This is a genomic window from Vibrio sp. SCSIO 43136 (genome assembly GCF_023716565.1).
Classification (GTDB): Bacteria; Pseudomonadota; Gammaproteobacteria; order Enterobacterales; family Vibrionaceae; genus Vibrio.
Genome location: NZ_CP071848.1, coordinates 2,831,613 through 2,853,606 on the forward strand (window position 1 = coordinate 2,831,613; position 21,994 = coordinate 2,853,606).

The window sequence follows — 21,994 nt, forward strand, 5'->3', positions numbered from 1 at the left end:
TGAGCAGAACTAATGGAAAGTATTGACGTTCGCGGTGCCCGCACCCACAACCTGAAAAATATCAACCTCACCATTCCACGAGATAAGCTGATCGTTATCACTGGCTTATCGGGTTCAGGTAAGTCTTCATTAGCTTTTGACACCCTATATGCTGAAGGTCAACGACGCTATGTCGAGTCCCTATCCGCATATGCTCGTCAGTTTCTCTCTTTGATGGAAAAACCCGACGTAGACCATATTGAAGGTCTATCCCCGGCGATATCTATTGAGCAAAAGTCGACCTCACATAACCCTCGCTCAACGGTCGGTACAATCACTGAAGTCTACGATTATCTGCGCCTTCTATACGCTCGCGTTGGCGAGCCTCGCTGTCCCGAACACAAAGTTCCTCTAGCCGCTCAAACCGTCAGCCAGATGGTGGATAAAGTGCTAGAGATGGAAGAAGGCAGTAAACTGATGCTGCTTGCGCCGATCGTCAAGGAGCGTAAAGGCGAGCACGTAAAAACTCTAGAGAACCTCGCGGCTCAAGGTTTTATTCGAGCACGAATTGATGGTGAAACCTGTGATCTTTCTGATCCACCAGCACTAGAGCTACACAAAAAACACACCATCGAGGTGGTGGTCGATCGATTTAAAGTACGCTCAGATCTGCAACAACGCTTAGCCGAGTCTTTTGAAACCACACTAGAGCTTTCTGGTGGCATCGCTGTTGTTGCAAGTATGGATGACAAAGACCAAGAAGAGCTGGTGTTTTCCGCCAACTTTGCTTGTCCACACTGTGGTTACAGCATGCAAGAACTCGAACCTCGTCTATTCTCGTTTAACAACCCAGCAGGTGCATGTGAAACCTGTGATGGCCTAGGGGTTCAGCAATATTTTGACGCTAGCCGAGTGGTACTGGATGAAAACCTCAGCATCGCTGACGGTGCCATCCGAGGTTGGGATAAGAAAAACTACTACTACTTTCAAATGCTTTCAGCGGTGGCGAATCACTATGACTTTTCGCTAGATACCCCTTTCAAAGATCTTTCTAAGCCAATCAAAGAGATCGTTTTGAAAGGTTCAGGTCGAACTGAAATCGAATTTGTGTATATCAATGATCGTGGCGATAGCCGAGTAAAACGTCACCCATTTGAAGGGATCTTGAATACTCTTGAGCGCCGCTATCGTGATACCGAGTCAAATGCGGTACGTGAAGATCTAGCCAAATACATTTCGACCAAGTCTTGTGATAGCTGTAATGGTACTCGCTTGAGAGTCGAAGCGAGAAATGTGTTCGTTGCCGACGTCACCTTGCCAGAAATTGTCGAGATGAGTATCAGTGAAGCGATGGCCTTCTTCCAACAGCTGGAGCTGACTGGACAAAAAGCTCAAATCGCAGAGAAGGTCATGAAAGAGATCAACGATCGTCTGCACTTTTTGGTCAACGTTGGCTTAAACTACTTGAACCTTTCCCGTAGTGCGGAGACGCTGTCGGGTGGTGAAGCACAGCGTATTCGTCTTGCCAGCCAAATTGGTGCTGGTCTAGTAGGGGTTATGTACGTGCTTGACGAACCATCTATCGGTCTGCACCAACGCGATAACGAGCGACTGCTAAAAACCCTCACTCACTTGCGTGATTTGGGTAATACCGTATTGGTTGTAGAACATGATGAAGATGCCATTCGCTGCGCTGACCATATCATTGATATTGGCCCAGGCGCTGGAGTACATGGCGGTAACGTAGTAGCCGAAGGTGATATGCAAGCGATCCTTGATGCACCTGAATCTCTTACAGGCCAGTACCTAAGTGGTGAGAAATGCATTGCAATCCCAGAGAAAAGAACACCAATCGACAAGAAAAAGGTCGTCAAAGTTCTTGGTGCCAGTGGTAATAACCTAAAAACTGTCGATCTCTCTATTCCGGTCGGTCTGTTTACTTGTGTTACGGGCGTCTCTGGATCCGGTAAGTCGACACTGATCAACGACACGTTCTACAAAATCGCTCAAACACAACTCAATGGGGCGACAGTCGCTCAACCAGCGCCACATAAAAAAGTGCAAGGGCTTGAGCACTTCGACAAGGTCATCGATATCGACCAGAGCCCAATTGGTCGTACACCACGTTCAAACCCTGCCACTTACACCGGTATTTTCACCCCAATCCGTGAACTCTTTGCAGGCACGCAAGAGTCTCGTTCACGAGGCTACAAGCCAGGGCGATTCAGTTTTAACGTCCGTGGTGGCCGCTGCGAAGCGTGTCAAGGTGATGGTGTTATCAAGGTCGAAATGCACTTCTTGCCCGATGTTTATGTACCTTGCGATGTATGTAAGGGCAAGCGCTACAACCGTGAAACTTTAGAAGTGCGCTATAAAGGTAAGAGCATCGACGAAGTCCTGCAGATGACAGTAGAAGATGCACGTGAGTTCTTTGACCCTGTGCCTGTGATTGCTCGCAAGCTGCAAACGCTGATGGATGTTGGCCTTTCCTACATTCGATTGGGCCAAGCAGCCACCACACTCTCTGGCGGTGAGGCGCAGCGAGTCAAACTCGCACGAGAACTGTCGAAACGAGATACGGGGAAAACACTGTATATTTTGGATGAGCCGACTACAGGTCTGCACTTTCATGATATTCAGCAATTACTTACAGTACTGCACCGCTTACGCGATCACGGCAATACTGTGGTGGTTATCGAGCATAACCTTGATGTGGTTAAAACCGCAGACTGGATTGTCGATTTAGGGCCAGAAGGTGGCCAAGGTGGCGGTGAAATCATTGCCCAAGGTACACCAGAAGATGTGGCATTGGTCGAGGGCTCTCATACCGCTCACTTCTTAAAGCCAATGCTTGGCTAAAAAGTGTTACTATTCAATGAGTATTTATTTTTCATAGTTTAGGTCACTTTCATGGCAACACTGCATGTCAGGGGTACAGAGTTGGAGTCTGTAAAAGTTCAGACTCCACTTAATCGACGTTTCTTAGCTGCGCTTGGTTTTACCTTTTTAGTCAGCATGCACTTTTTTATGCCAAATCCAGGAGGATCTGGACTCGCCCTATCGTTTAATGCCACAACTTGGATAACCGCCAGCATTGCGATCGCTATCGGTCTGTACCAGTTATCTCGAAATCAAAAGCTCAAGTACTCTAAACTTACCGTTGCACTATTTTTGTGTTGCCTAGTGCTCACCGCTCCCATTACTTTCCCTGAGACCATCATAGAACAATCACTGGGAAGGTTAACCGGGCTTTGGGCGGGCTTTTTTCTTTTCGTCACCTTACAGCAATTTCCTTTCAGTAATAAGCAAAAGCAAAGACTGTTATGGTTTATCGTTCTTGCAACTGGTATTGAAGCTATCATTTGTTGGGTTCAATACCTCTACTTAACACCGGGCAATATGTTCGGTTACAACACGATTCAAAATCGTCCTTATGGTATTTTTCAGCAGCCTAATGTTTTGGCAAGCTTCTTAGCTACTGGGCTGGTGTTATCGGCTTATTTGCTTGCAAGGCTGCCAAATAAATACCGAAGAAAACCTTGGCACATCAGCTTTCTGATCGCAATCCCATTACTCATTGCCCCCATGCTCGTCATTGTTTCTTCAAGGACTGGCTGGCTAGGTGCAGTAATAGGTATCGTACTTATCCTTCCCTACCTATGGCGCTTTTCTACTAAACGACGCTTTGCTACTTGGACTGCAGCACTTGTTCTTGCCACGGGTATCGGTATCGTCACCCCAGAGTTACTTGGAGAGTCTCAGAATCTAGAACTGTTAGAGTCAAAAACCTCTCTAACTTCAGCACGCCAGTTTCACTTTCCGCAAACCATAGATATGATCATTGAAAAACCTTTTACGGGCTATGGTTACGGACACTTTGAATCCGCCTATATGCTTTATACCGCAAGGCAGCACCAACTCAATGAGCACTATCCGGCTGGGCTAGCTGCGCTCGATCACCCGCATAACGAGTTAATGCTCTGGGGAGTAGAGGCTGGCCTGGTACCTGTTTTGGTAATATTACTCACCGCTGCTTTCATTACCTACAAGATCACTACAGCTAGAGAAGGTACACGTTTGGGCATGTTGGCGCTTTTTGCCCCACTCGTTGTACACTCACAACTCGAGTACCCTTTTTACCACTCAGCGATCCACTGGATCAGCTTCATCGTGCTGCTGTTTTGGCTCGATCAGCGGACTGCAAAATATAAGTTCGCCCCTTTTTCTAAGTTCAGTAAAGTACTAACGGCATCATCGAGTTTGGTGCTACCTATCATTACTAGCTTTTATATGCTCAGTGCCCTCCACACTAACTATGTATTGACACAGTTTGAAAAGTCACAGCCTAGACAACCAGAATTACTGGATAAGGTGACTAACCCTGTGGTTTGGAAAGATCGTTTTGATAGGGATGTCTACAGCACTTACTTAACGATTGGCCTTTACACCCAAGATGCAAAGCTTATCCAGCCTTATATAGATTGGTCTCTGAGCATCATTCCCCGTAAACCAAGGCCTGCGTTTTACACCAATTTGATCTTGGCTTATCAAGGTATGGGTGAAGAAGAAAAAGCACGGCAAATTCAAACCGAAGCTGAGTTCTTATTCCCAAACAAAGATTTTAGCCAAGTGAAATATCAGCCGCCATCCAAAGCAACAAGTACGGCATCAGCCGCCAATTAAAACAAGGGAGAGCATTTGCTCTCCCTTGTTCATTATTTTAGTGCTGACTTTAAAGCACTGAGACACAAAGCAACATTCTCTGGCCTTGCTCCATAACCCATCAGGCCAATTCGCCATGCCTTTCCTGCAAGTGCGCCCAATCCTGCGCCAATTTCTAGGTTATAGTGCTGCAACAGATGATTTCGCACTGCTGCATCATCAACCCCTTCTGGTAGATAAACTGCATTAAGCTGCGGTAAGCGATACGGCTCATCTACAACAAATTGAAACCCAAGCTCAAGCAAGCCTTGTTTAAGTGTTTGATGCATTGCTTGATGGCGTTGCCAAGCGTTCTCTAAACCTTCGGTTTTAAGTTGCAACAAGGCTTCATGTAACGCATACAGACTGTTTACTGGTGCTGTATGGTGGTAACTGCGTTTACCTTCTCCACTCCAATAGCCCAGCACCAAGCTCTGGTCGAGGAACCAGCTCTGAACTAACGTCTTTCGTGACTGAATTTTCTCCACCGCTTTGGCTGAGAACGTTAGTGGGGCGAGCCCCGGAACGCAGGACAAACACTTCTGACTACCAGAATAAACAGCATCCAAACCCCACTCATCAACTTTAAGCGGCACACCACCTAAAGACGTCACCGTATCAACGATGGTCAAAGCTTCATATTGCTGAGCAACTTGTGCTAATTGCTGAGCATCTGACAGCGCCCCTGTAGAAGTCTCAGCGTGAACAAATGCCAGCACCTTAGCATCAGGGTGATCCGCAAAGGCTTGCTCAACTTTATCGAGGGAAACAGGTGCTCCCCACTCATCGTCAATAACGATCGCTTCACCGCCACAGCGAAGCACATTTTCACGCATGCGCTCACCGAACACACCATTGCGACAAACAATCACCTTATCGCCCGGTTCAACAAGATTCACAAAGCAGGCTTCCATCCCCGCACTTCCCGGTGCAGACAGCGCGATAGTGAACTCATTTTCAGTTTGAAAAGCATACTTAAGCAGTGACTTAAGCTCATCCATCATTTGAATAAACAGAGGGTCTAGGTGACCTACGGTTGGGCGACTCAGCGCATGCAACACATGAGGGTAAATGTCTGAAGGTCCCGGGCCCATTAAGGTTCGTCTTGGGGGGTTAAAGCTAGTAATCGTCATTGGAGAGCTCTCTTATTGTTAATAGTATGTTTCAGAGTAACTTGATTACTTTTACCGCACAATTGCACTTAGGTCGAGTGAAAGGCTTAAAAAGTGAATTCTAGCTCTAACTACCGATTGACTTTATCGGCTGAAAAACGTTCAATGGTGAGCAGAAGAGGAGCACTACCCAGGTAGAGCAATAGCGGCGTCACGAGCTGATGTTGTTGCTTAAGGGGGAGTAGTGCCGAGGCAAGTTTTCGTCGTGAAGCTAACTTGTCGGTTGTTTAGGCTGAATCCTAACAACTGTCGCCTTATGCGGAGAACTTCTAAGAGTCATAGATATCTATTGTCGTAAAAACAATAACTAAAGATCACTTCTCTTACCTTTCTCTCTCTTCACATCGGATGTTGGATGACAACTACTTTTGTCATCGATTGTTATTTTAGGAATTTTTGGGAGATCCCATCGTGAGTCGTTTTAATGTCGCCAAGTTTGGTGGTACCAGTGTCGCTGATTTTGACGCTATGAGCCGTTGTGCCGCTATTATCGAAGCCAATCCACTAACCCGTCTAATTGTAAGTAGTGCATGTTCTGGTGTAACCAATATATTGGTTGAACTCGCTAATGGTGAAGCGGATAGCGATCGCCGCCATGAGCTGCTTGCTCAGCTGGCTGAAATCCATAATCGAGTTCTTTCTCGTCTTGAGGATGCTAAAGAGACTGCCAGCCAAGTTAAGCAGATCCTCGACACGGTAGCGACAGTTGCTGAAGCCGCGTCGTTTCAAACCAGTGACAAACTCACCGATCATTTGGTTGCTTGTGGGGAGCTGATGTCGACCTATATTCTTGCGCAGATCCTACGTGAACGTGGAGTCGCAGCAACTCGCTTCGACATCCGAGAGGTATTAAGAACCGATGGAACCTTTGGTTCGGCAGAGCCACAGCTTGAAGAAATCTCTAAGCTCGCTGAAGAAAAGCTAGTACCACTATGCGAAGAGCAGGTCGTGGTTACCCAAGGCTTTATTGGTAGTGATGCTGATGGTAATACTACCACTTTAGGTCGAGGTGGCAGTGACTATAGTGCGGCACTGATTGCCGAAGCGGTGAAAGCAAGCGGCCTTGAGATATGGACGGATGTACCAGGAATTTACACCACCGATCCACGAGTGGCGCCTAAGGCCACGCCTATCCCAGAAATCAGCTTTAGTGAAGCGTCTGAAATGGCAAACTTTGGTGCTAAGATCCTGCATCCATCGACTTTGATGCCAGCACTTCGCCACCAAATCCCTGTTTTTGTCGGCTCTTCCAAAGCCCCAGAACAAGGTGGAACTTGGATCCGCCAGGAAGTGGAAACTGCTCCGCTGTTTAGAGCACTGGCGCTGCGTGGCAATCAAACCATGGTTACTTTGCGCAGCCTAAACATGTTCCATGCCTACGGTTTCTTAGCTGAGGCATTTAAGATCCTAGCCAAGCATAAAGTCTCTGTTGACCTCATCACCACCTCTGAAGTGAGTGTGTCGCTGACATTGGATCAAACCAATACTGCTGGAGGCCCACCTCAATTGCCAGAAGGTGCTCGTGAAGAGCTAGAGCAAATGTGCAGTGTTGAAGTAGAACATGGCTTGAGCCTTGTTGCGCTGATCGGTAACAACATGAGCAATAGCCGTGGTTATGCTAAGCAAGTATTCAGTACCCTTGAAGACGTCAACTTGCGCATGATCTGCTACGGTGCAAGCCAACATAACCTTTGCTTCCTGATGCATGAATCCGAAGCCAAAGGAGCAGTTCAAGCACTGCACCAGGAACTGTTTGAGTAATCGATTTAAAAAAACAAAAAAGCGAGCCATTCAAGCTCGCTTTTTTTATTCGCCACCGACTAATTCATATTAGGCGCTAACCACTTCTCAACATCTTGTTCAGACCAACCTTTACGCTGGGCGTAATCGTCTGCCTGATCTTGCTGGATCTGAGCGATCGCAAAATAACGAGAATCTGGATGAGAGAAGTACCAACCAGAGACTGATGCTCCCGGCCACATTGCATAACTTGATGTCAGCGACATCTCAATCGACTCTTCGACTTGCAACATTTCCCAGAGGGTACCTTTTTCAGTATGCTCTGGACAAGCTGGGTACCCTGGCGCTGGACGAATACCTTGATACTTTTCACGGATAAGGTCATCGTTAGACAAGTCTTCATCGGCAGAGTAACCCCAGATTTCCTTACGTACTTTCTCATGCAAGTATTCTGCAAAAGCTTCTGCCAAGCGATCCGCTACCGCTTGAACCATAATGGCGTTGTAGTCGTCACCTTGCGCTTTATACTCATCGGCGAGCTCTCGCTCACCGACACCGCCAGTCACTGCAAAAGCACCAATCCAATCTTTCTTGCCACTAGATTTAGGCGCAACATAGTCTGACAGACAGTAGTTAAAACCTTTTGGTTTTTCCGTCTGCTGACGAAGGTTATGCAACACATGAGCGACTTCAGTGCGGCTTTCATCGGTATAAACTTCGATATCATCACCAACACTCGCAGCAGGGAAAAGCGCACACATACCACGAGCTTCCAGTAGGCCTTCTCGCTCGATACGATCGAGCCAGTCGTTGGCATCCTTAAATAGCCGCTGAGCTTCTTCACCAACGACTTCATGCTTAAGAATGGTTGGGTATTTACCAACCAAAGACCAAGTCATAAAGAATGGTGTCCAGTCGATATACTTGCGAAGTACCGATACATCAAATTGCTTGAATACATGCACACCCGGCTTAGCTGGAACTGGCGGTGTATATTCATTCCAATCGATCGCAACTCGGTTTTCACGAGCTTTATCTAAACTTACAGGTTTAGTGCGAGGCTTCTTGCGAGCGTGTTGATCACGAACTCGTTCATAATCCCTATCCAAATTCTCGACAAACTTAGGTTTGAGTTCATCAGAAAGCAAGGAAGTACATACCCCTACTGCTCGGGAAGCGTTGTTCACATAAACTACCGGCTGGTTATAGTTTTGCTCAATCTTCACTGCGGTGTGTGCTTTTGAGGTCGTAGCACCACCAATCAGTAGCGGCAAGTCAAAGCCCTGTCGTTCCATCTCTTTGGCCACATGTACCATTTCATCCAGTGATGGAGTGATCAAACCAGATAAGCCGATGATATCGACGTTCTCTTCCTTGGCCACCTTAAGGATTTTTTCACATGGAACCATCACCCCAAGGTCGATAATTTCGTAGTTATTACACTGCAACACGACGCCGACAATGTTTTTACCGATGTCATGAACATCGCCTTTTACCGTGGCGAGTAAGATTTTACCGTTGGTGCTGCCAGCTTGCTTCATTGCGTTAATGTACGGCTCCAAATGCGCAACCGCCTGCTTCATAACGCGAGCAGATTTTACTACCTGAGGCAGGAACATCTTACCTTCACCAAATAGATCGCCAACCACGTTCATGCCATCCATCAACGGGCCTTCAATGACCTCTAGTGGCTTACTAGCGTTGAGACGGGCTTCTTCGGTATCTTCAACGATAAACTCTGTAATACCTTTCACCAAAGCGTGTTCAAGACGCTTCTCGACTGGCCATTCGCGCCATTCTAGCGCTGAAGCATCATCCGCTTTACCAACAGCGTTCTCACGATACTCTTCAGCAATATCAAGTAGCAGCTCAGTCGCATCATCTCGACGGTTAAGTACCACGTCTTCAACAGCATTACGCAGCTTTTCTGGAACGTTATCATAGATTTCTAGCTGGCCTGCATTTACGATCCCCATATCCATACCATTTTTGAAACAGTGGTATAGGAACACGGCGTGAATCGCTTCGCGAACGTAGTTGTTACCACGGAAAGAGAAAGAAACGTTCGACACACCGCCAGAGATCATCGCATAAGGCAGGTCACGTTTGATATCTGCAACCGCTTCAATAAAATCAACGGCGTAGTTATTGTGCTCATCAATACCCGTTGCTACCGCAAAGATGTTCGGGTCAAAAATGATATCTTCAGGAGGGAAGCCAACTTCATCGACCAAGATATTGTATGCGTTGGTACAAATTTCCAGTTTACGCTGACGCGTTTCGGCCTGACCTACTTCATCGAACGCCATGACAATCACTGCTGCACCGTAGCGACGGATCAGCTTAGCTTGCTCAACAAATTTCTCTTTACCTTCTTTTAGTGAGATAGAGTTAACAATGCCCTTACCTTGAATACATTTAAGGCCAGCTTCTATCACTTCCCACTTGGAAGAGTCGACCATAATTGGCACTTTCGAAATCTCAGGTTCAGAAGCACATAGATTCAAGAAGCGCACCATACACGCCTCGGCATCTAGCATGCCCTCATCCATGTTGATATCGATAATTTGAGCACCATTTTCAACTTGCTGGCGAGCGACTTCCAGCGCCTCGTCGTATGCCTCTTCTTTGATTAAACGCTTGAAGCGAGCAGAACCCGTAACGTTGGTACGCTCACCTACGTTCACAAACAGAGTATCTTTCTCGATAGTCAATGGCTCTAGTCCAGACAAGCGACAAGAAGGGGTGAATTTTGGTAATGGTCTAGGAGTAATGCCTTCTACGGCCAACGCCATATGGCGAATATGCTCAGGTGTAGTACCACAACATCCACCAACGAGGTTAAGAAACCCAGAGCGTGCCCATTCACCTATATGCTCTGCCATATCTTCTGGTGATAGGTCATATTCGCCAAACGCATTCGGGAGGCCAGCATTGGGGTGAGTAGAAACATTGGTTTCAGATATACGTGAAAGCTCTTCTACGTATTGTCGCAGCTCATCAGGGCCCAAAGCACAGTTCAATCCAAACGACAGTGGACGGACGTGACGCATCGCATTATAAAAAGCTTCGGTGGTCTGTCCTGAAAGAGTACGACCAGAAGCATCAGTGATAGTGCCAGAGATCATTACAGGCAACTCGATGCCCATCTCTTCAAATACAGATTCGACAGCAAATGAACATGCTTTAGCATTAAGCGTATCAAAGATGGTTTCAATCAAGATTAAGTCTGAACCGCCTTTAATTAAAGCGCGAGTCGATTCGGAGTATGCTTCCACCAACTCGTCAAAGGTAACGTTGCGATAGCCAGGATCATTAACATCTGGAGAGATTGAACAAGTTCGGTTGGTAGGCCCTAGGACACCTGCGACATAACGAGGACGTTCTGGCGTTTTCGCCGTCCATTCATCCGCAGCGATTCGCGCAAGCTTCGCTGCCTCAAAGTTGATCTCTTCACTTAATGATTCCATGTCGTAGTCAGCCATGGCAATCGTAGTGGCGTTGAAGGTGTTAGTTTCAAGAATATCTGCGCCAGCTTCTAGATACTGGCTATGGATCTCTTTGATCATTTCAGGCTGAGTTAATACAAGTAGGTCATTGTTTCCTTTCAGGTCACAATGCCAATCGGCAAATCGCTCACCACGATAATCTTGCTCTTCCAGCTTATATCCTTGGATCATGGTACCCATACCACCATCAATCAATAAGATACGCTGGGCTAACTGTGCTTCTATTTGTTGTCTTATATTGCTTCCAGCCACACTACAGCCTCATTCCTTTTACGTTTTGTTCATCCTACCACAACAGGTATAGGAATCTAGACGTCTAAATATTCATATCAATAACAAAAAGGCAGCACATATGCTGCCTTCAACATTTCAGCGTAGGATCAATCGTCCACGGTGAATTTATCTGCTGAGAAATGCTCGAGATCATAAGGTGTTTGCTGGTAGACACAGTAGTTCAGCCAGTTCGCAAAGAGCAGGTGGCCATGACTACGCCAGCTGGCAATAGGATCATTATCGGGGTTATTGTTCGGATAGTAGTTGACCGGAATCGCAGGCTCCATCCCTTCCCCTAAATCTCGGGTATATTCGTTATGCAGAGTGTGTGAGTCGTACTCAGGGTGGCCGGTAACAAACACATTACGCTTGTCTTTGGTCGCAGCAAGGTACACTCCAGCGTCATCTGAAGTCGCCAGAATATCCAAATCCGTATGCTCTTGAAGGTACTCTGAAGAGAAATCTGCATAACGAGAGTGTGGTGCGAGGAAGCTATCATCAAACCCACGCAACAGCGCATGAAATGGCTGAAGTGTTTTGTGGAAATACACTCCGGATAGTTTCTCTTTACGAGTTTTCTTAGGCAGGTTGTATAGAAGTTTGAGACCTGCTTGAGCCGCCCAACATACGTAAAGTGTCGATGTTACATGCTCTTTTGCCCAATTCATTATCGTTTGTAGATGCTCCCAGTAGATAACATCTTCAAACTGCACTAGACCGAGTGGTGCTCCTGTAATAATCAAACCATCAAAATTACGCTCTTTGACCGCCTCAAACTGGCGGTAAAAGTTATCTAAATGCTCGGTCGGAGTATTTTTGCTTGGGCGATTATCAATACGTAGCAGTTCAATATCCACTTGCAATGGCGAGTTGGAAAGTAGACGCAGAAATTGAGTCTCCGTTTCAATCTTTTTAGGCATTAAGTTAAGAATTAATACCTTAAGCGGCCGTATTTCCTGAGTCGTTGCACGACTTTCTGGCATGACGAAGATATTCTCCTCACGCAATACATCCAATGCTGGCAACTGATCAGGTACTTTGATCGGCATCCCTCTTTCTCCTTAAAGATTTTAGACGTCTATATGGCTATAGTTATAGCAATTAGTAAGACAGATGTCGAGGGAAAAGGTTGAAGGGTTGAAGGGTTGAAGGGTTGAAGGGTTGAAGGGTTGAAGGGTTGAAGGGTTGAAGGGTTGAAGGGTTGAAGGGTTGAAGGGTTGAAGGGTTGAGCATGATGATTTTTTGGCTGCTTTTGTCAAATGCTATAGGTGGTCTGCTCTTCCCTTTTACCCTTAGTGCCAGCGTCCGTTAGCGAAGCGTTCGCTTACCGATTAAATACAACAAAGCCCCAGCGATCGCTGAGGCTCTTAAACGCAAAAAAGCCTCGTCATTCGACGAGGCTTTCGTATAAGTGGCGGAGTGGACGGGACTCGAACCCGCGACCCCCGGCGTGACAGGCCGGTATTCTAACCAACTGAACTACCACTCCGCACCAAACTTTTATATCCAAAGTCTTACCAATCTAAAATGCTTTGGACTTCAAATTGTTGTTGTAGCGCCGTCAGATTTTGATTTGAGAAGCGCAATGTACGTATGTACATGAGCATCGCAGAATCAAAAGATGCAAGCTACAGCAGCAATTTGTGTTCAAAGCCTGGCGATGTCCTACTCTCACATGGGGAAGCCCCACACTACCATCGGCGCTATTGCGTTTCACTTCTGAGTTCGGCATGGAAATCAGGTGGGTCCACAATGCTATGGTCGCCAAGCAAATTCTGTTATCGGTAAACGACCATCGGCATTCGGCCAACGGGGTCTAGCGATAATAATCTGGAAAGCTGTTCTTTGTTCTCACGCCGTCGGCCCTTAGCCGCTCGCCGTTTACCGTCTCTACACATTCAATTCGTTCTTAGCTTTGAGTCCATCAAAACCCCTTGGGTGTTGTATGGTTAAGCCTCACGGGCAATTAGTACAGGTTAGCTCAACGCCTCACAACGCTTACACACCCTGCCTATCAACGTTCTAGTCTCGAACAACCCTTTAGGACGCTTAAAGCGCCAGGGAAGACTCATCTCAGGGCTCGCTTCCCGCTTAGATGCTTTCAGCGGTTATCGATTCCGAACTTAGCTACCGGGCAATGCCATTGGCATGACAACCCGAACACCAGAGGTTCGTCCACTCCGGTCCTCTCGTACTAGGAGCAGCCCCCTTCAATCTTCCAACGCCCACGGCAGATAGGGACCGAACTGTCTCACGACGTTCTAAACCCAGCTCGCGTACCACTTTAAATGGCGAACAGCCATACCCTTGGGACCGACTTCAGCCCCAGGATGTGATGAGCCGACATCGAGGTGCCAAACACCGCCGTCGATATGAACTCTTGGGCGGTATCAGCCTGTTATCCCCGGAGTACCTTTTATCCGTTGAGCGATGGCCCTTCCATACAGAACCACCGGATCACTATGACCTGCTTTCGCACCTGCTCGAATTGTCATTCTCGCAGTCAAGCGGGCTTATGCCATTGCACTAACCACACGATGTCCAACCGTGTTTAGCCCACCTTCGTGCTCCTCCGTTACTCTTTGGGAGGAGACCGCCCCAGTCAAACTACCCACCAGGCACTGTCCTCAACCCCGATTAGGGGTCAAGTTAGAACATCAACACTACAAGGGTGGTATTTCAAGGACGGCTCCACTTGAACTGGCGCCCAAGTTTCAAAGCCTCCCACCTATCCTACACATGTAGGGTCAATGTTCAGTGCCAAGCTGTAGTAAAGGTTCACGGGGTCTTTCCGTCTAGCCGCGGGTACACTGCATCTTCACAGCGATTTCAATTTCACTGAGTCTCGGGTGGAGACAGCGTGGCCATCATTACGCCATTCGTGCAGGTCGGAACTTACCCGACAAGGAATTTCGCTACCTTAGGACCGTTATAGTTACGGCCGCCGTTTACCGGGGCTTCGATCAAGAGCTTCGACTTACGTCTAACCCCATCAATTAACCTTCCGGCACCGGGCAGGCGTCACACCGTATACGTCATCTTACGATTTTGCACAGTGCTGTGTTTTTAATAAACAGTTGCAGCCACCTGGTATCTGCGACTCTCGTTAGCTCCATCCGCAAGGGACTTCACCCACAAGAGCGTACCTTCTCCCGAAGTTACGGTACCATTTTGCCTAGTTCCTTCACCCGAGTTCTCTCAAGCGCCTTGGTATTCTCTACCCGACCACCTGTGTCGGTTTGGGGTACGATTCCTTACAATCTGAAGCTTAGAGGCTTTTCCTGGAAGCATGGCATCAATGACTTCACATCCGTAGATGCTCGACATCGTATCTCAGCGTTAAGAAGAACCGGATTTACCTAATTCTTCCGCCTACGTACTTGAACCTGGACAACCGTCGCCAGGCCCACCTAGCCTTCTCCGTCCCCCCATCGCAATTGTAAGAAGTACGGGAATATTAACCCGTTTCCCATCGACTACGCCTTTCGGCCTCGCCTTAGGGGTCGACTTACCCTGCCCCGATTAACGTTGGACAGGAACCCTTGGTCTTCCGGCGAGGAGGTTTTTCACCCCCTTTATCGTTACTCATGTCAGCATTCGCACTTCTGATACGTCCAGCAGCCCTTACAGACCACCTTCAACCGCTTACAGAACGCTCCCCTACCCCGCAACATACAAAGTTGCAGCCGCAGCTTCGGTTTACTACTTAGCCCCGTTACATCTTCCGCGCAGGCCGACTCGACCAGTGAGCTATTACGCTTTCTTTAAATGATGGCTGCTTCTAAGCCAACATCCTGGCTGTCTGAGCCTTCCCACATCGTTTCCCACTTAGTAGTAATTTGGGACCTTAGCTGGCGGTCTGGGTTGTTTCCCTCTCCACGACGGACGTTAGCACCCGCCGTGTGTCTCCCGGATAGTACTTACTGGTATTCGGAGTTTGCAAAGGGTTGGTAAGTCGGGATGACCCCCTAGCCTTAACAGTGCTCTACCCCCAGTAGTATTCGTCCGAGGCGCTACCTAAATAGCTTTCGGGGAGAACCAGCTATCTCCAGGTTTGATTGGCCTTTCACCCCTAGCCACAAGTCATCCGCTAATTTTTCAACATTAGTCGGTTCGGTCCTCCAGTTGATGTTACTCAACCTTCAACCTGCCCATGGCTAGATCACCTGGTTTCGGGTCTATATCCAGAGACTACATCGCCCAGTTAAGACTCGGTTTCCCTACGGCTCCCCTAGATGGTTAACCTTGCCACTGAATATAAGTCGCTGACCCATTATACAAAAGGTACGCAGTCACCCCACAAGGAGGCTCCTACTGCTTGTACGTACACGGTTTCAGGTTCTATTTCACTCCCCTCACAGGGGTTCTTTTCGCCTTTCCCTCACGGTACTGGTTCACTATCGGTCAGTCAGTAGTATTTAGCCTTGGAGGATGGTCCCCCCATATTCAGACAGGATATCACGTGTCCCGCCCTACTCGATTTCACTGATGATGCGTCGACAACTACGGGACTATCACCCTGTATCGTTGAACTTTCCAGAACATTCGTCTAACGCATTAAAAGCTTAAGGGCTAATCCAATTTCGCTCGCCGCTACTTTCGGAATCTCGGTTGATTTCTCTTCCTTCGGGTACTTAGATGTTTCAGTTCCCCGAGTTCGCCTCACTAACCTATGTATTCAGTTAGTGATGACCGCTTCTGCGGCCGGGTTTCCCCATTCAGAAATCCCAGACTCAAATGGTTTTTACTACCTAATCTGGGCTTATCGCAAGTTAATACGTCTTTCATCGCCTCTGACTGCCAAGGCATCCACCGTGTACGCTTAGTCACTTAACCATACAACCCGAAGGGGTCTTTACGTATGGAACCATTTGCTTTCACTTTTTAAAGTGAAGACAAACTAGCAACCAAGGTTTGTCTCTCATTATTGAATGAGCGAGAGACATTCGATTTTGCCGGACTCAAATATAAGTAACTTTCGTTACTTCCAAGAACACTTGAATGTGTGTTGGTACCTACATCTCTATGAGATATAGGATTTGAGAACTTTTAATTTGAATAACAACGCATATCTAAAAGATATGGGGATTGTTGTTATTCGTCAGCTTTCCAAATTGTTAAAGAGCAAGTTTGTTTCAGATGAAACGAACCATTTTTAAATATTCTTAAAAGAAAAAACACTTAAAGATGGTGGAGCTAATCGGGATCGAACCGATGACCTCTTCGCTGCCAGCGAAGCGCTCTCCCAGCTGAGCTATAGCCCCATCTGAGAAATGTAGTTTCCGTACTACGCTCTATATAAACCGTATCAATCTGTGTGGACACTAATCGAAGTTAATCTTTCGTATAAGGAGGTGATCCAGCCCCAGGTTCCCCTAGGGCTACCTTGTTACGACTTCACCCCAGTCATGAACCACAAAGTGGCAAGCGTCCTCCCGAAGGTTAAACTACCTGCTTCTTTTGCAGCCCACTCCCATGGTGTGACGGGCGGTGTGTACAAGGCCCGGGAACGTATTCACCGTGGCATTCTGATCCACGATTACTAGCGATTCCGACTTCATGGAGTCGAGTTGCAGACTCCAATCCGGACTACGACGCACTTTTTGGGATCCGCTCACCATCGCTGGTTGGCAACCCTCTGTATGCGCCATTGTAGCACGTGTGTAGCCCTACTCGTAAGGGCCATGATGACTTGACGTCGTCCCCACCTTCCTCCGGTTTATCACGGCAGTCTCCCTGGAGTTCCCGACATTACTCGCTGGCAAACAAGGATAAGGGTTGCGCTCGTTGCGGGACTTAACCCAACATTTCACAACACGAGCTGACGACAGCCATGCAGCACCTGTCTCAGAGTTCCCGAAGGCACACCTGCGTCTCCGCTGGCTTCTCTGGATGTCAAGAGTAGGTAAGGTTCTTCGCGTTGCATCGAATTAAACCACATGCTCCACCGCTTGTGCGGGCCCCCGTCAATTCATTTGAGTTTTAATCTTGCGACCGTACTCCCAGGCGGTCTACTTAACGCGTTAGCTCCGAAAGCCACGGCTCAAGGCCACAACCTCCAAGTAGACATCGTTTACGGCGTGGACTACCAGGGTATCTAATCCTGTTTGCTCCCCACGCTTTCGCATCTGAGTGTCAGTATCTGTCCAGGGGGCCGCCTTCGCCACCGGTATTCCTTCAGATCTCTACGCATTTCACCGCTACACCTGAAATTCTACCCCCCTCTACAGTACTCTAGCCTGCCAGTTTCAAATGCAGTTCGAGGTTGAGCCTCGGGCTTTCACATCTGACTTAACAAACCACCTGCATGCGCTTTACGCCCAGTAATTCCGATTAACGCTCGCACCTCCGTATTACCGCGGCTGCTGGCACGGAGTTAGCCGGTGCTTCTTCTGCAGCTAACGTCAAACACTAACGCTATTAACGTTAATGCCTTCCTCACTGCTGAAAGTACTTTACAAACCCGAAGGCCTTCTTCATACACGCGGCATGGCTGCATCAGGCTTGCGCCCATTGTGCAATATTCCCCACTGCTGCCTCCCGTAGGAGTCTGGACCGTGTCTCAGTTCCAGTGTGGCTGATCATCCTCTCAGACCAGCTAGGGATCGTCGCCTTGGTGAGCCATTACCTCACCAACTAGCTAATCCCCCTGGGCTAATCTGACGCGAGAGGCCCGAAGGTCCCCCTCTTTGGCCCGAAGGCATTATGCGGTATTAGCTATCGTTTCCAATAGTTATCCCCCACATCAAGGCATATTCCCAGGCATTACTCACCCGTCCGCCGCTCGACGCCGTTATCGTTCCCCGAAGGTTCAGACAACTCGTTTCCGCTCGACTTGCATGTGTTAGGCCTGCCGCCAGCGTTCAATCTGAGCCATGATCAAACTCTTCAATTTAAGATTTTGTCGACTCAATGAATACTGAACATTACATAGTAATGTTTGAATTGACTGTGCCGAATCTTTCGATTCGAATTGGTCACTCTGTTCATTGAAATCATTGTTGATACCGAAGTATCATTTTTTGATTATCATCAACGAGTGCCCACACAGATTGATAGGTTTAAATTGTTAAAGAGCTTTGCTTTCAGCACCTTAGTGCGTCAGCGAGGTGCGTATGATACACTTCTCACTTCGAAAGTCAACATAAAACTCTAAGTTTTTTTAGAGCTCTATGGTGACTCGCTTACTTTGTAAGCAAATCGAAATCAAAGCCTGGCGATGTCCTACTCTCACATGGGGAAGCCCCACACTACCATCGGCGCTATTGCGTTTCACTTCTGAGTTCGGCATGGAAATCAGGTGGGTCCACAATGCTATGGTCGCCAAGCAAATTCTGTTATATCGGCTAAAGGATTAAAGGGCCTAACGGTTTAAGGGTTAGAGCCTGCGACCTTTGGTCGATATGAATTCGGAAAGCTGTTTGTTCTCTGCCCTTAGACCCTTAAGTCCTTAGACCCTTCAACCCACTATTCAAGTTTTCTTGCTTTGAGTCCATCAAAACCCCTTGGGTGTTGTATGGTTAAGCCTCACGGGCAATTAGTACAGGTTAGCTCAACGCCTCACAACGCTTACACACCCTGCCTATCAACGTTCTAGTCTCGAACAACCCTTTAGGACACTTAAAGTGCCAGGGAAGACTCATCTCAGGGCTCGCTTCCCGCTTAGATGCTTTCAGCGGTTATCGATTCCGAACTTAGCTACCGGGCAATGCCATTGGCATGACAACCCGAACACCAGAGGTTCGTCCACTCCGGTCCTCTCGTACTAGGAGCAGCCCCCTTCAATCTTCCAACGCCCACGGCAGATAGGGACCGAACTGTCTCACGACGTTCTAAACCCAGCTCGCGTACCACTTTAAATGGCGAACAGCCATACCCTTGGGACCGACTTCAGCCCCAGGATGTGATGAGCCGACATCGAGGTGCCAAACACCGCCGTCGATATGAACTCTTGGGCGGTATCAGCCTGTTATCCCCGGAGTACCTTTTATCCGTTGAGCGATGGCCCTTCCATACAGAACCACCGGATCACTATGACCTGCTTTCGCACCTGCTCGAATTGTCATTCTCGCAGTCAAGCGGGCTTATGCCATTGCACTAACCACACGATGTCCAACCGTGTTTAGCCCACCTTCGTGCTCCTCCGTTACTCTTTGGGAGGAGACCGCCCCAGTCAAACTACCCACCAGGCACTGTCCTCAACCCCGATTAGGGGTCAAGTTAGAACATCAACACTACAAGGGTGGTATTTCAAGGACGGCTCCACTTGAACTGGCGCCCAAGTTTCAAAGCCTCCCACCTATCCTACACATGTAGGGTCAATGTTCAGTGCCAAGCTGTAGTAAAGGTTCACGGGGTCTTTCCGTCTAGCCGCGGGTACACTGCATCTTCACAGCGATTTCAATTTCACTGAGTCTCGGGTGGAGACAGCGTGGCCATCATTACGCCATTCGTGCAGGTCGGAACTTACCCGACAAGGAATTTCGCTACCTTAGGACCGTTATAGTTACGGCCGCCGTTTACCGGGGCTTCGATCAAGAGCTTCGACTTACGTCTAACCCCATCAATTAACCTTCCGGCACCGGGCAGGCGTCACACCGTATACGTCATCTTACGATTTTGCACAGTGCTGTGTTTTTAATAAACAGTTGCAGCCACCTGGTATCTGCGACTCTCGTTAGCTCCATCCGCAAGGGACTTCACCCACAAGAGCGTACCTTCTCCCGAAGTTACGGTACCATTTTGCCTAGTTCCTTCACCCGAGTTCTCTCAAGCGCCTTGGTATTCTCTACCCGACCACCTGTGTCGGTTTGGGGTACGATTCCTTACAATCTGAAGCTTAGAGGCTTTTCCTGGAAGCATGGCATCAATGACTTCACATCCGTAGATGCTCGACATCGTATCTCAGCGTTAAGAAGAACCGGATTTACCTAATTCTTCCGCCTACGTACTTGAACCTGGACAACCGTCGCCAGGCCCACCTAGCCTTCTCCGTCCCCCCATCGCAATTGTAAGAAGTACGGGAATATTAACCCGTTTCCCATCGACTACGCCTTTCGGCCTCGCCTTAGGGGTCGACTTACCCTGCCCCGATTAACGTTGGACAGGAACCCTTGGTCTTCCGGCGAGGAGGTTTTTCACCCCCTTTATCGTTACTCATGTCAGCATTCGCACTTCTGATACGTCCAGCAGCCCTTACAGACCACCTTCAACCGCTTACAGAACGCTCCCCTACCCCGCAACATAGTTGCAGCCGCAGCTTCGGTTTACTACTTAGCCCCGTTACATCTTCCGCGCAGGCCGACTCGACCAGTGAGCTATTACGCTTTCTTTAAATGATGGCTGCTTCTAAGCCAACATCCTGGCTGTCTGAGCCTTCCCACATCGTTTCCCACTTAGTAGTAATTTGGGACCTTAGCTGGCGGTCTGGGTTGTTTCCCTCTCCACGACGGACGTTAGCACCCGCCGTGTGTCTCCCGGATAGTACTTACTGGTATTCGGAGTTTGCAAAGGGTTGGTAAGTCGGGATGACCCCCTAGCCTTAACAGTGCTCTACCCCCAGTAGTATTCGTCCGAGGCGCTACCTAAATAGCTTTCGGGGAGAACCAGCTATCTCCAGGTTTGATTGGCCTTTCACCCCTAGCCACAAGTCATCCGCTAATTTTTCAACATTAGTCGGTTCGGTCCTCCAGTTGATGTTACTCAACCTTCAACCTGCCCATGGCTAGATCACCTGGTTTCGGGTCTATATCCAGAGACTACATCGCCCAGTTAAGACTCGGTTTCCCTACGGCTCCCCTAGATGGTTAACCTTGCCACTGAATATAAGTCGCTGACCCATTATACAAAAGGTACGCAGTCACCCCACAAGGAGGCTCCTACTGCTTGTACGTACACGGTTTCAGGTTCTATTTCACTCCCCTCACAGGGGTTCTTTTCGCCTTTCCCTCACGGTACTGGTTCACTATCGGTCAGTCAGTAGTATTTAGCCTTGGAGGATGGTCCCCCCATATTCAGACAGGATATCACGTGTCCCGCCCTACTCGATTTCACTGATGATGCGTCGACAACTACGGGACTATCACCCTGTATCGTTGAACTTTCCAGAACATTCGTCTAACGCATTAAAAGCTTAAGGGCTAATCCAATTTCGCTCGCCGCTACTTTCGGAATCTCGGTTGATTTCTCTTCCTTCGGGTACTTAGATGTTTCAGTTCCCCGAGTTCGCCTCATTAACCTATGTATTCAGTTAATGATGACCGCTTATGCGGCCGGGTTTCCCCATTCAGAAATCCCAGACTCAAATGGTTTTTACTACCTAATCTGGGCTTATCGCAAGTTAATACGTCTTTCATCGCCTCTGACTGCCAAGGCATCCACCGTGTACGCTTAGTCACTTAACCATACAACCCGAAGGGGTCTTTGCGTATGGCAAACAACCAAGGTTCGTTATCTCATTATTGAATGAGCGAGATAACATTCGATTTTGCCGGACTCAAATATAAGTAACTTTCGTTACTTCCAAGAACACTTGAATGTGTGTTGGTACCTAATGACTCTTTACTTAAAAAGAAGCACTAGGATTTGAGAACTTTTAATTTGAATAACAACGCATATCCG

Annotated in this window: 6 protein-coding genes, 2 tRNA genes, 5 rRNA genes and 1 riboswitch; of the genes, 3 read left to right on the top strand and 10 right to left on the bottom strand. The window is 48.0% G+C overall.

Translation table 11 applies throughout. The features are described 5' to 3' along the window. Positions 1-12: 12 nt before the first annotated feature. Positions 13-2,838, top strand: a complete 2,826-nt coding sequence (uvrA, locus tag J4N39_RS13285; protein ID WP_252020297.1) for an excinuclease ABC subunit UvrA — start codon at positions 13-15, stop codon at positions 2,836-2,838. A gap of 51 nt (positions 2,839-2,889) precedes the next feature. Next, entirely contained in the window at positions 2,890-4,662 is a 1,773-nt protein-coding gene (locus tag J4N39_RS13290) for a PglL family O-oligosaccharyltransferase (protein ID WP_252020299.1), read from the top strand. Between the two features lie 32 nt (positions 4,663-4,694). Here the strand turns inward: J4N39_RS13290 and J4N39_RS13295 are convergent, their stop codons facing one another. Beyond that, positions 4,695-5,813, bottom strand: coding sequence for a pyridoxal-phosphate-dependent aminotransferase family protein (locus J4N39_RS13295; RefSeq protein WP_252020301.1), 1,119 nt, complete (start codon positions 5,811-5,813; stop codon positions 4,695-4,697). A 147-nt stretch (positions 5,814-5,960) separates the two neighbouring features. Next, a riboswitch (Lysine riboswitch) is annotated at positions 5,961-6,129 on the top strand. Positions 6,130-6,263: 134 nt separating this feature from the next. On the opposite strand from J4N39_RS13295, the gene lysC reads away from it, so the two are divergent. Beyond that, on the top strand, positions 6,264-7,613 hold the full coding sequence (gene lysC / locus J4N39_RS13300) for a lysine-sensitive aspartokinase 3 (RefSeq protein WP_503063687.1): 1,350 nt from the start codon (positions 6,264-6,266) through the stop codon (positions 7,611-7,613). Positions 7,614-7,672: 59 nt separating this feature from the next. Here lysC and metH read toward each other — a convergent pair whose 3' ends face one another. From metH to J4N39_RS13345, 9 genes are all read right to left on the bottom strand, one after another. After that, entirely contained in the window at positions 7,673-11,353 is a 3,681-nt protein-coding gene (gene metH, locus J4N39_RS13305) for a methionine synthase (RefSeq protein ID WP_252020303.1), read from the bottom strand. Positions 11,354-11,481: 128 nt separating this feature from the next. Then, positions 11,482-12,423, bottom strand: coding sequence for a homoserine O-acetyltransferase MetA (metA, locus tag J4N39_RS13310; protein WP_252020306.1), 942 nt, complete (start codon positions 12,421-12,423; stop codon positions 11,482-11,484). Between the two features lie 363 nt (positions 12,424-12,786). Next, positions 12,787-12,863 (bottom strand) — tRNA-Asp (locus J4N39_RS13315). Between the two features lie 163 nt (positions 12,864-13,026). After that, a 5S ribosomal RNA gene (gene rrf / locus J4N39_RS13320) occupies positions 13,027-13,143 on the bottom strand. Between the two features lie 176 nt (positions 13,144-13,319). Beyond that, positions 13,320-16,210: ribosomal RNA gene (locus J4N39_RS13325) — 23S ribosomal RNA — on the bottom strand. 352 nt (positions 16,211-16,562) lie between these two features. Continuing rightward, positions 16,563-16,638 (bottom strand) — tRNA-Ala (locus J4N39_RS13330). Positions 16,639-16,721: 83 nt separating this feature from the next. Continuing rightward, a 16S ribosomal RNA gene (locus J4N39_RS13335) occupies positions 16,722-18,269 on the bottom strand. A 316-nt stretch (positions 18,270-18,585) separates the two neighbouring features. Then, positions 18,586-18,702, bottom strand: a 5S ribosomal RNA gene (gene rrf, locus J4N39_RS13340). 188 nt (positions 18,703-18,890) lie between these two features. Continuing rightward, positions 18,891-21,777: ribosomal RNA gene (locus J4N39_RS13345) — 23S ribosomal RNA — on the bottom strand. Together the 16S, 23S and 5S rRNA genes with 2 tRNA genes alongside form the textbook arrangement of a ribosomal RNA operon. Positions 21,778-21,994 lie beyond the last annotated feature (217 nt).

Coding starts and splice junctions, on each gene's coding strand:
- uvrA (WP_252020297.1), top strand. CDS start 13: ATGGAAAGTATTGACGTTCGCGGTGCCCGCACCCACAACCTGAAAAAT.
- J4N39_RS13290 (WP_252020299.1), top strand. CDS start 2,890: ATGGCAACACTGCATGTCAGGGGTACAGAGTTGGAGTCTGTAAAAGTT.
- J4N39_RS13295 (WP_252020301.1), bottom strand. CDS start 5,813: ATGACGATTACTAGCTTTAACCCCCCAAGACGAACCTTAATGGGCCCG.
- metA (WP_252020306.1), bottom strand. CDS start 12,423: ATGCCGATCAAAGTACCTGATCAGTTGCCAGCATTGGATGTATTGCGT.